Below are 9,776 nucleotides of genomic sequence, written 5' to 3' on the forward strand. Positions count from 1 at the left end.
GCATGATGCGTAAGCGCCTGAAAATGGTTTGGAGCCTGTTAAAGGAAACATACCTTGAGTTTATTGAAAACAATTCCTTCCAAAAAGGTGCTGCGCTGGCGTATTATACTATTTTCGCGCTTCCCCCTATGCTCATTATCATTATCAGTGCGGCTGGCTACTTTTTTGGCAAACAAGCTATTTCAGGAGAAATATATTACCAGATAAAAGGCCTTATAGGTACTGAGGGGGCATATGCTGTACAGAAAATGGTAGAGAGGGCCAATGAGTTCAGTGATTTCAATTTTGCAGCGCTTGCTGGTATTATTGGTCTTTTTTTAGCTGCGACAGGAGTCTTTATCTCCTTGCAAAATTCCCTGAATGATATCTGGTATGTTAAACCGGTGCCGAAGCGAGGCTATGTTAAACTCATAGTGGACCGTTTCCTCTCTTTCGGAATGATCTTGACAATCGCTATAATTTTGCTGCTGTCATTGCTGGCGAATACTTTGTTGGTGGCGATAGGCGATTTTTTGACAGCACGCTTCTCCGGCTGGGTAATCTATGTGCTGCACTTTGCCAATCTTTTATCTGCCTTCCTGCTAATGGGCTTCCTTTTTGCCTGCATCTACAAGTTTTTGCCGGATGCTAAAATAAGATGGCGCGATGTAACAGTAGGGGCATTTGTTACCTCACTGCTATTTGTGCTGTTCAGGGGGATAATTGGCTTTTATCTTGGCAAGAATGATGTTGGCTCAGTGTATGGAGCAGCAGGCTCTATTGTGGTTATACTTACCTGGGTATTCTTTACTTCGCAGATTATTTTCTTTGGCGCAGTTTTCACATTTGTATACTCTCGGAAGTATGGCTACAACATTTATCCATCAGACTATGCAGTGCGGGTAATACGGCAGGAGGTAGAGGTAGGCAACTCTGCTGTAAACGTAGACAAGCACAAAGACTTATTAAACGCAGAAGAGTTAAGACAGCAGCACAAAGACGAGGCTGAAGCGGCCAAAGGAGCAAATATTTAGAGAAGCTATAAGTTAAGGAAGTTTAAAAGGCAAAGGACAACCTACAGGTCATCCTTTGCCTTTTTTGCTTTAAACTTTATCGGGCTTCCAAGTATAAACCTGCCGCAAATCAACAGCGTTTTATTTAGTAGCAATACAAGATATCTCCACATTCACATCTTTTGGCAGGCGGCTTACCTCTACCGTTTCGCGGGCGGGTGGGTTGCTGCTGAAATAGCTGCCATAGGTCTCATTAATGCGGCCAAAGTTGTTCATGTCTTTTACAAAGATGCTGCACTTAAGCACGTTGCTAAAGTCCATGCCTGCCTCAGCAAGTATAGCTTTTAGGTTTTGCATCACTTTGTTCGTTTCAGCTTCGATGTTATCGTTTACAAGGTTGCCGCTTTCTGCATCTAAGGCTATTTGACCTGATACGTATAGCGTGCCATTGGCAAGAGTTGCCTGGCTATATGGGCCGATAGGTGCCGGAGCCTTAGATGAGTTGATGATCGTATGAGCCATAATGGTTTAGTTTTAGTTTGTATATTTACCATCAAAAGTACAAAAATATGCAGATACTTGTTTTGTCGGGCCCTGAAATGGCCGAAGAGTTTAAGCTAAAGTTTCCAGAAGAAAAAGGCAATATCAGCTATACTTTCCTGCATCAACCGCAGAACGCGCAGTTGCAGCAGGCAGATGTAGTGTTTGATTTCTTGCTGCATGAACAGCCGGAGCGCCTGAGTTCTTATACTTCAAAGCAGGTGGTGTTTTGTAATGCCGTAACGCTACAGTTAGCTGCTTTGGCAAAAGGAGTAGACTTAGCTTGTACTTTAATTGGGTTTAACGGACTCCCAACTTTGTTTAATCGACCAGTGTTGGAGATAAGCTTGTTTCAGAAGCAGGACGAGGCGCAACTGCGGGAGATTTGTGACACTCTCGGCACAGACTATCTGCTGGTGGAGGACCGGGTGGGTATGGTTACACCACGTATGGTCTGTATGATCATTAACGAAGCTTGCTATACGTTGCAGGAGCAGACAGCAAGTATAACCGATATAGATCAGGGAATGAAATTAGGTACTAACTATCCTAAAGGACCATTTGAGTGGGCTAATTTAATAGGTATAGCAAATGTGTATCAGGTACTTCAGGCTGTGTATGAGGATACAAAAGAGGAGCGCTACAAAATATGCCCGATGCTTAAAACCAAGTACCTGAAGGAGGAAAGCTTCTAACGGAATCAGCCCGCTTTATGACAAGAGAAACTGCACCTACAGGGTTGTAGCGCCTCTTTCCGTCTTGAGTAGCCGCTGCTTCCAGCGATTTTGAATACCTTAAACTGCCATTACAATTTCTAAATGAAAAGATATTTACCCGCCTTTATACTTTGCATGGCAAGTGCAGGAGCAATGGCTCAAACCAGTGAAGCCGCCAATTTCGGAGTCAGTATTGATGGGGCTATAACGGACGTTGCACTTGGCAAAGAGTATAAGATGAAGCTGGCTTCCGGAAAAGTAGTAACCTTTTCTGTAAAGCAAAAAGAAGTGCTTACATACCAGGACGATTGGATTTCTCTGCAGTACCCGCAAGGGCTTCATCCTAGTTTCTCTTCTCCTGATGCAGACATAGAGCAGATGATCCTGATTACTGCGAATGGAAATGGTGTTTTAGTACAGAAGTACAAAACGCTAAACCCAGCTGAATTTGTTGATGTGATGGTAAAAGAGGTGACCGATGAAGATGTAAGCTTTGGTTACAGTAAAGTTGAAAAGCCTTTTGAGCACAAGTTAGTGTCCGGGCAGAAAGCAATAGGTAAGTCAGTGGTGTTAACATCAGGGGCCGATGTGCAGCATTATACCGTAGCGGCACTGGGAGGCAAAAGCGAGGGAGTTATTTTTATAACTATGCTCAACACAGAGCACAAAACGGAAGACGACAAAATCATTCAGCTCTTTCTGAATACATTCTCCTACAATAGAAACTAAAAAGGGAGCTGTTATAGCTCCCTTTTTAGTTTTATACTACCTGTATGATTACTCTACCGTTACAGATTTGGCCAGGTTACGTGGCTGGTCTACGTTGCAACCGCGCATAACTGCAATGTGGTAAGATAGTAACTGTAAAGGAATCACAGAAAGTAGCGGCATCAGGTGCTCACTGGTTTCCGGAATCTCAATTACGTGGTCAGCCATAGCAGGAATAGTTGTATCACCCTCGGTAACTACAGCAATGATTTTACCCTTACGGGCTTTTACCTCCTGCACGTTAGATACAACCTTCTCATAAGAGCTATCTTTTGTTGCAATTACAACAACCGGCATCATCTCATCGATCAAGGCAATAGGGCCATGCTTCATTTCTGCAGCAGGATAGCCTTCTGCGTGTATGTATGAAATCTCCTTCAGCTTAAGTGCTCCTTCTAAAGCAACCGGGAAGTTATAGCCACGGCCTAAGTATAAGAAGTTAGTAGCGTCTTTGTACTGCTCTGCAATTCTTACAATCTGATCGTTCAGCTTTAAAGCTTGCTCCACTTTAGCCGGAATATTCTCCAGCTCTGCCATAAGCTCATGCAGCTTGGTCGTTTCCAGTGTGCCACGCTTGCTGCCAATAATCATAGAGATAAGTGTAAGCACTGTTACCTGCGCTGTGAAGGCTTTTGTGCTGGCAACACCAATTTCCGGGCCTGCGTGTGTATAAGCACCAGCATCTGTAGCACGGGCAATAGAAGAACCTACCACGTTACAGATGCCAAAAATTGTAGCACCTTTAGACTTAGCAAGTTCCAGAGCAGCTAAGGTATCAGCTGTTTCACCAGACTGTGAAATAGCAATAACAATATCTTTCTCGTTGATGATCGGGTTACGGTAGCGGAACTCAGAAGCATATTCTACTTCTACTGGTATGCGCGCTAAATCTTCAATCAAGTATTCGGCCACAAGGCCCGCATGCCACGAGGTGCCGCAAGCCACAATGATGATTCTGTTGGCATTTGCAAATTTGTTTTCAAATTCACGGATGCCTGCCATCATCAGGTGGTTGCTCTCTGCAATCATGCGTCCACGCATGCTGTCTAGGATAGAACGTGGCTGCTCAAAAATCTCTTTGAGCATAAAGTGCTCATAGCCGCCTTTTTCGATAGACTCAAGCTCCATCTCCAGTTTCTGCACGTATGGCGTTTGCTGTACGTCTTCTTTAGAGCGAATATCAAGCGTACCGTTGTTAATTACAGCCAGCTCGTAATCGTTTAGGTATACTACCTCGTTTGTATACTCAATAATAGGCGTAGCATCAGAAGCCAGGAAATATTCGTCTTTACCAATTCCAAGCACGAGTGGGCTACCCTTACGAGCTGCGATCAGTTGATTTGGACTATCTGTTGCCAGTACAACAATAGCGTAAGCACCTACCACTTCGTGCATTGCCAAGCGTACAGCTTCTGGCAGCGTGCAGTTGTTATTGGTACGAATATCTTCAATCAGGTTGATAAAAACCTCTGAATCAGTATCAGACTGGAATGTATGGCCTTTCTCTATCAATAGTTTCTTTAGAGAAGCATAGTTCTCGATAATGCCGTTATGTATGATGGCAATATTGCGCGAGGTAGAATAGTGTGGGTGCGCGTTTTCATCATTCGGCTCACCGTGGGTGGCCCAACGCGTATGGCCCATGCCTATAGTACCATGTGTATCCTGTTCAGCAATATATGCTTCCAACTCAGCTACTTTTCCTTTTTTCTTGAATACGTTCAGGTCACCATTCATTAGTGCAATACCAGCACTGTCATACCCTCTGTACTCTAGTCTCTTTAGGCCTTTGATAATAATAGGGCTAGCCTCGCGGTGCCCAACATAAGCTACAATTCCACACATATGTTCGTTCTTAGTATAATCTTAATAGATGACCGCAAAGGTATCCATTTCTTTTTATCTGTTATAATTTAGGATTGTTAACTTTAATTGCAATAAACTCTCTTTACTGCAACCAGCACTAGGTCAATTCATTGTTTAGAAAAGGAAAGCTGCTGCCTAATTACCGAAATGTAATATTAAGCAGCAGCCTTTTGTAATATTATTGAGCTATTATGGCGTTGATATGGCTGTGTAATCTGTGGCTGATTTCTTTAAAGTGCAAAAGCAACAGGCTACCTTCTGTTCAATTACTTTCCTAGTTCGTTATATAGGTTATAATAATTGTCCAGCAGTGTGCTGTCATCGCTAACAGTACTGATAGTCTTCTTTTTCATGAAATCATTAAAAAGAGCGTTGATGTTCTCGCTGAAGTCTTCATTCGTTTTGATAACCGCATCAGCGTATGCCATACCGCACTTAATAAAGCCATCGCAATCAGCAGACTCTAACTCTTTCAACATGCTGTCATCTATATCAAGCATCTTTACCTTCTCCATCAAATCAGAATCGAATTTGTGGGTATAGTTGTTATTATACACCGTAAACATCGATTTGGCGTCTTTGAAGATAGGGTCCTTCTTGTACGTGGTCTTCAGGTACAATGGGATCAGGCCTGTCATCCAGTCGTTACAATGTACAATGTCCGGCGACCAACCCAGCTTTTTCACCGTTTCCAGCACGCCTTTGCAGAAAAAGATAGCGCGTTCATCGTTGTCCTGGTGAAACTTATTGTTTTTATCTACAAAAACTGACTTTCTGTGGAAGTAGTCTTCGTTATCAATGAAATAAACCTGTAGCTTCGCGTTCGGAATAGAAGCTACTTTGATAACTAAAGGTTTTTCATCGTCGCCCACAGCAATGTTGATACCCGATAAGCGAACCACCTCATGCAAACGGTTCTTACGCTCATTGATCAGGCCAAATCTTGGAACGAATATGCGGATCTCCATCCCTCGTTCCTGCATACCCTGCGGTAGCGTCTGTAAAAACTCTGCTACTTTGGTGGTTTGTAAGAAGGGGTTGATTTCGGTGGCGGCGTACAGAATTCGCAATTTTGACATGGGTATGTAGTTAAAATTTAATAAGCAACAGTAATGGGACGTGCAAAATTAGCATTTTTTATTCTAATTTTCAATTTAAAAAGGTATAACTTACTTTTGCCGGCTTTACATTTGTATTATACAGACACATCACCGACATGGAAGTTATAAAGCAGGTTGATATTATTCGGGAACAAATCAATGCGCTGCGCTGCAGCGGCAAGCGCATCGGGTTTGTGCCTACCATGGGTGCCTTGCACGAAGGCCATTTGCAGCTGCTGCGTGCTTCTGCCCAGGAGAATGATATAACGGTCTGCAGTATCTTTGTAAATCCTACGCAGTTCAATAATCCAGACGACTATAAACTGTATCCCCGCACGATGGAACAGGATATCGAGCTGCTTTCTTCTGTTGGCTGTGATATTCTTTTTGCTCCTGGTGCCGAGGATATGTATGCACAACAGTCGTTGCTTCAGTTTAGTTTCGGAGCGCTGGAGGCTGTTATGGAGGCTGCGCATCGGCCAGGCCATTTTAATGGTGTGGCTACTATCGTAAGTAAGTTGTTTCATATAGTGCAGCCGCATCGGGCTTACTTCGGGCAAAAGGACCTGCAGCAGGTAGTAGTTGTGAAGCAGCTGGTGCAGGCACTTAGCTTTAACGTGGAGCTAGTATGTTACCCTACAGTAAGGGAGGCGGATGGCTTGGCCATGTCGTCGCGTAATAAGCGTTTGAGCCCTGTGCACCGCCAAACTTCTGTTGCGCTGCACGAGGCGCTACAGCAGGCAAAACAGAAGCTGCTGCAGCAGCAGCCAGTGGTTAGCATTCAAGCCGAGGCCATGAGCTACCTGCAAAGCAAAAACGAAGTAGAGGTGGAGTATTTCGAAATAGTGGATGCCGACACGTTGCAGCCCTTGGAAAGTGTGCAGCAGGGGCAGGAAATAGCCATTTGCATTGCCGCTTTTGTAGGGCCTGTTCGCCTGATTGATAACATACTTGTGAATTTAAACGAAGTATAAATTGTTTCGCTGCTGTACGGCTTTCAAGCAGCTTTTGCTTTGATAGTTATTATGCCGCCAATTGTATAACTTCGCGCCCTATTACAAAAGTAAACCATGTATATTGAGGTTTTAAAATCCAAAATTCACCGTGTTAAGGTAACACAGGCAGAGCTGCATTATGTGGGTAGCATTACTGTAGATGAAGACCTGATGGATGCCGCCAACATTGTGGAAAACGAAAAAGTACAGATCGTTAACATCAACAACGGCGAGCGCTTTGAGACTTATGTTATCAAAGGAGAGCGTGGCACAGGTACTGTTTGTTTAAACGGACCGGCAGCGCGCAAAGTGCAGGTTGGGGATATCGTTATCCTGATCTCGTATTGCAGTATTAAGTTCGAAGACGCAAAAAGCCACACACCTACGCTTGTGTTCCCTGATCAGCACAACCGCCTGGTGTAACACCTTTTCATGAAAAGACTGTTCTCATTCCTGAAGTATATGCTACTGTTGGGCGTGTCTGCATTTCTGATGTGGTACGCACTAAAGGAGCTGGATTTTCAGAAAATGTGGGCAGAGCTAAAAGAGGCAGATTATGCCTGGGTAATGGTTTCTTTGTTGATGGGTGTATTTGCTTACCTGAGTAGGGCTGCTCGCTGGCAAATGCAGATCAAACCTACAGGCTACAACCCTCCCCTCCGCAATACCTATAATGCCATGATGATTGGCTATGTGGCAAACCTGATTTTGCCGCGTATGGGGGAGTTAGCGCGCTGCACGATGCTTCGTCGTACAGATAACCTGCCGGTAAACACTGGCTTTGGAACGGTGATAGCAGAGCGTATTATAGATATGGTCATGCTTTTGCTGGTAATAGGGCTTACTTTCCTGGTAGAGTTTAATCGTATTCAAGGTTTCTTTCTTGGTCTCTTCTCTGATAAGTATGAGCACCTGGAGCAAAGCATAAGTTCATTTTATTGGGTGCTCTGGGCGATGCTGGTGTTTGCGGTAGTCCTACTCGTCGTCAGCTTGCGTTACTTGAGCCGACTGCGTAAAAACACCTACTTCAGAAAAGCAGTGAAATTTGTGCGGGGCATGCTTAAAGGGGTGTTCAGCATCACAAAGGTAGAGAATCAGGCTGCTTTTTGGGGGCATACGCTTTTTGTTTGGTTGATGTACTACTCCATGAGTCTGGTTGTGTTTTACGCTTTGCCTGCTACTGCTGATCTAGGATGGGGCGCCGCCCTTTCTGTGCTGTTGGCTGGTACGTTGGGTATGGCCGCGCCAGTACAGGGTGGCATTGGAGTATATCACTTGATGGTGCAGGCTACGTTGTTGTTGTATGGTGTGCCTAAAGAGTCAGGTATGGCCTATGCCTTGCTGTCTCATACTTCTCAAACACTTTTGGTTGTTGTGATGGGAGTGATTAGTTTTATAGCAGGTATACTGCACCGACCAGAGGAGGTGCAAGAGCAGCCAGCTGAGACTAATAAAGAACCACATGAACTCAAAAGATAAAATCTATTCCCTTCCGCAACTGCAGGAGCAGGTACAAAACTGGCGCAATCAGGGGCAGAAAATCGTTTTTACGAATGGTTGCTTCGACCTACTGCACCTCGGCCACGTGGATTACCTGGAAAAGGCCCGGCAGTTAGGCCACCGCCTTGTGTTAGGCCTTAATACAGATAGCTCTATCAGCCGTATAAAAGGACCCAGCCGACCACTGCAGGACGAAATGTCACGCGCACGAATTATGGCATCCCTTTTGTTTATAGATGCAGTAGTGCTCTTCGATGAAGATACACCGTTAAACCTGATCAAAGCCATACAGCCTGATATATTGGTAAAAGGTGATGATTATGCGGTAAATCAGATTGTGGGGCATGAAGTGGTAGAGGCGCGCGGTGGAGAGGTAAAAACTGTGCCCCTCGTGCAAGGCTACTCTACCACCAATATCGTAAAGAAAATAGAGAATACTATCAACCTTAACAAAGCTTAAAACACAACTATGCTCGGAATATATTTTATAGGTATCGTTTTCATGCTTATTAGCATGGGGGTGAGTGCCCGACTTAAGAGTAAATTTAAAGAATACTCTCAAACGCCGTTGAGCTCTGGCCTTAGTGGCCGTGAGATAGCAGAGATGATGCTGCACGATAATGGGATTACGGATGTAAAGGTTGTGTCAGTAGCGGGGCGTTTAACAGACCATTATAACCCTGCTGATAAAACTGTTAACCTGAGCGAGTATGTGTACGAGGCAAGAAGTGCCGCCGCAGCAGCTGTAGCAGCACATGAGTGCGGCCACGCTGTGCAGCATGCCAGATCGTATAGCTTCCTGAAGTTCCGTTCGGCTATGGTGCCTGCGCTAAGTATAGCTTCCCGCTATATGCAGTGGATTATTCTGATCGGTATCTTTATGATGCAGACTACGCCAATTCCGTTAGCTATTGGTGTGGCGCTTTTCGGCCTCACAACCCTTTTTAGTTTTATAACACTACCCGTGGAATTTGATGCCAGCAAGCGAGCCCTTGCCTGGATAGACGAAAGAGGAATAGTGACAACGCAGGAGCATGCTATGGCGAAAGATGCTCTTAAATGGGCTGCTCTAACCTATGTAGTAGCTGCTTTAGGTTCACTTGCCACTCTTTTATACTATGTGTCGCTGCTAATGGGCCGCCGGGACTAATGCATAAAATGTGCAACTTTGATTAGAGTTGTTAGCACCGCTTGTTTTGTACAAGCGGTGCTTTTTTTATGTTACTTATAATTTGTACAAGTATTTTATGTACAAAAAGGATAACGAAGACAACAATTATCTAAATATCGGGTTGAATT

11 protein-coding genes are annotated in these 9,776 nt (G+C 44.4%); 8 read left to right on the forward strand and 3 right to left on the reverse strand.

Annotation, left to right across the window (positions count from 1 at the left end; translation table 11 throughout):
* The first annotated feature begins 2 nt into the window (after window positions 1-2).
* Window positions 3-1,013, forward strand: a complete 1,011-nt coding sequence (locus ACFQ2O_RS04190) for a YihY/virulence factor BrkB family protein (RefSeq protein WP_377523155.1) — start codon at window positions 3-5, stop codon at window positions 1,011-1,013.
* 120 nt (window positions 1,014-1,133) lie between these two features.
* Here ACFQ2O_RS04190 and ACFQ2O_RS04195 read toward each other — a convergent pair whose 3' ends face one another.
* Complete coding sequence (locus ACFQ2O_RS04195) at window positions 1,134-1,514, reverse strand: RidA family protein (protein WP_377523156.1); 381 nt, start codon at window positions 1,512-1,514, stop codon at window positions 1,134-1,136.
* Between the two features lie 47 nt (window positions 1,515-1,561).
* Here ACFQ2O_RS04195 and ACFQ2O_RS04200 point away from each other — a divergent pair, with 47 nt between their 5' ends.
* Both ACFQ2O_RS04200 and ACFQ2O_RS04205 read left to right on the forward strand, forming a co-directional pair.
* Window positions 1,562-2,227: a 3-hydroxyacyl-CoA dehydrogenase family protein gene (locus ACFQ2O_RS04200; RefSeq protein ID WP_377523157.1), complete on the forward strand. Its 666-nt coding sequence runs from the start codon at window positions 1,562-1,564 to the stop codon at window positions 2,225-2,227.
* Window positions 2,228-2,350: 123 nt separating this feature from the next.
* Window positions 2,351-2,977: a hypothetical protein gene (locus tag ACFQ2O_RS04205; protein ID WP_377523158.1), complete on the forward strand. Its 627-nt coding sequence runs from the start codon at window positions 2,351-2,353 to the stop codon at window positions 2,975-2,977.
* Window positions 2,978-3,025: 48 nt separating this feature from the next.
* On the opposite strand, the gene glmS is transcribed toward ACFQ2O_RS04205, so the two are convergent.
* Together glmS and ACFQ2O_RS04215 are read right to left on the reverse strand one after the other, a co-directional pair.
* The gene (glmS, locus tag ACFQ2O_RS04210; protein WP_377523159.1) at window positions 3,026-4,861 is read right to left on the reverse strand and encodes a glutamine--fructose-6-phosphate transaminase (isomerizing); all 1,836 of its coding nucleotides are present in this window, start codon (window positions 4,859-4,861) and stop codon (window positions 3,026-3,028) included.
* 287 nt (window positions 4,862-5,148) lie between these two features.
* Window positions 5,149-5,961, reverse strand: a complete 813-nt coding sequence (locus ACFQ2O_RS04215) for a glycogen/starch synthase (protein WP_377523160.1) — start codon at window positions 5,959-5,961, stop codon at window positions 5,149-5,151.
* Window positions 5,962-6,098: 137 nt separating this feature from the next.
* Here ACFQ2O_RS04215 and panC point away from each other — a divergent pair, with 137 nt between their 5' ends.
* The 5 genes from panC (at window position 6,099) to ACFQ2O_RS04240 (ending at window position 9,627) form a co-directional block, all read left to right on the forward strand.
* Complete coding sequence (gene panC / locus ACFQ2O_RS04220; protein ID WP_377523161.1) at window positions 6,099-6,956, forward strand: pantoate--beta-alanine ligase; 858 nt, start codon at window positions 6,099-6,101, stop codon at window positions 6,954-6,956.
* A gap of 96 nt (window positions 6,957-7,052) precedes the next feature.
* Window positions 7,053-7,400 (forward strand): aspartate 1-decarboxylase, encoded by a 348-nt coding sequence (gene panD / locus ACFQ2O_RS04225; RefSeq protein ID WP_377523162.1) that lies wholly within the window; start codon window positions 7,053-7,055, stop codon window positions 7,398-7,400.
* A 9-nt stretch (window positions 7,401-7,409) separates the two neighbouring features.
* Complete coding sequence (locus tag ACFQ2O_RS04230) at window positions 7,410-8,456, forward strand: lysylphosphatidylglycerol synthase transmembrane domain-containing protein (RefSeq protein ID WP_377523163.1); 1,047 nt, start codon at window positions 7,410-7,412, stop codon at window positions 8,454-8,456.
* The gene (gene rfaE2 / locus ACFQ2O_RS04235) at window positions 8,440-8,937 is read left to right on the forward strand and encodes a D-glycero-beta-D-manno-heptose 1-phosphate adenylyltransferase (RefSeq protein WP_377523164.1); all 498 of its coding nucleotides are present in this window, start codon (window positions 8,440-8,442) and stop codon (window positions 8,935-8,937) included. The genes ACFQ2O_RS04230 and rfaE2 overlap by 17 nt, the downstream gene beginning before the upstream one ends.
* A gap of 9 nt (window positions 8,938-8,946) precedes the next feature.
* Window positions 8,947-9,627, forward strand: coding sequence for a zinc metallopeptidase (locus ACFQ2O_RS04240; RefSeq protein ID WP_377523165.1), 681 nt, complete (start codon window positions 8,947-8,949; stop codon window positions 9,625-9,627).
* The last annotated feature ends 149 nt before the right edge of the window (window positions 9,628-9,776 follow it).

It is taken from the genome of Pontibacter rugosus (genome assembly GCF_042678745.1).
GTDB lineage: Bacteria > Bacteroidota > Bacteroidia > Cytophagales > Hymenobacteraceae > Pontibacter > Pontibacter rugosus.

What these genes read in the sequence shown, in the direction of transcription:
- ACFQ2O_RS04190 (WP_377523155.1), top strand. Translation starts at nt 3, where the DNA reads ATGATGCGTAAGCGCCTGAAAATGGTTTGGAGCCTGTTAAAGGAAACA.
- ACFQ2O_RS04195 (WP_377523156.1), bottom strand. Translation starts at nt 1,514, where the DNA reads ATGGCTCATACGATCATCAACTCATCTAAGGCTCCGGCACCTATCGGC.
- ACFQ2O_RS04200 (WP_377523157.1), top strand. Translation starts at nt 1,562, where the DNA reads ATGCAGATACTTGTTTTGTCGGGCCCTGAAATGGCCGAAGAGTTTAAG.
- ACFQ2O_RS04205 (WP_377523158.1), top strand. Translation starts at nt 2,351, where the DNA reads ATGAAAAGATATTTACCCGCCTTTATACTTTGCATGGCAAGTGCAGGA.
- glmS (WP_377523159.1), bottom strand. Translation starts at nt 4,861, where the DNA reads ATGTGTGGAATTGTAGCTTATGTTGGGCACCGCGAGGCTAGCCCTATT.
- ACFQ2O_RS04215 (WP_377523160.1), bottom strand. Translation starts at nt 5,961, where the DNA reads ATGTCAAAATTGCGAATTCTGTACGCCGCCACCGAAATCAACCCCTTC.
- panC (WP_377523161.1), top strand. Translation starts at nt 6,099, where the DNA reads ATGGAAGTTATAAAGCAGGTTGATATTATTCGGGAACAAATCAATGCG.
- panD (WP_377523162.1), top strand. Translation starts at nt 7,053, where the DNA reads ATGTATATTGAGGTTTTAAAATCCAAAATTCACCGTGTTAAGGTAACA.
- ACFQ2O_RS04230 (WP_377523163.1), top strand. Translation starts at nt 7,410, where the DNA reads ATGAAAAGACTGTTCTCATTCCTGAAGTATATGCTACTGTTGGGCGTG.
- rfaE2 (WP_377523164.1), top strand. Translation starts at nt 8,440, where the DNA reads ATGAACTCAAAAGATAAAATCTATTCCCTTCCGCAACTGCAGGAGCAG.
- ACFQ2O_RS04240 (WP_377523165.1), top strand. Translation starts at nt 8,947, where the DNA reads ATGCTCGGAATATATTTTATAGGTATCGTTTTCATGCTTATTAGCATG.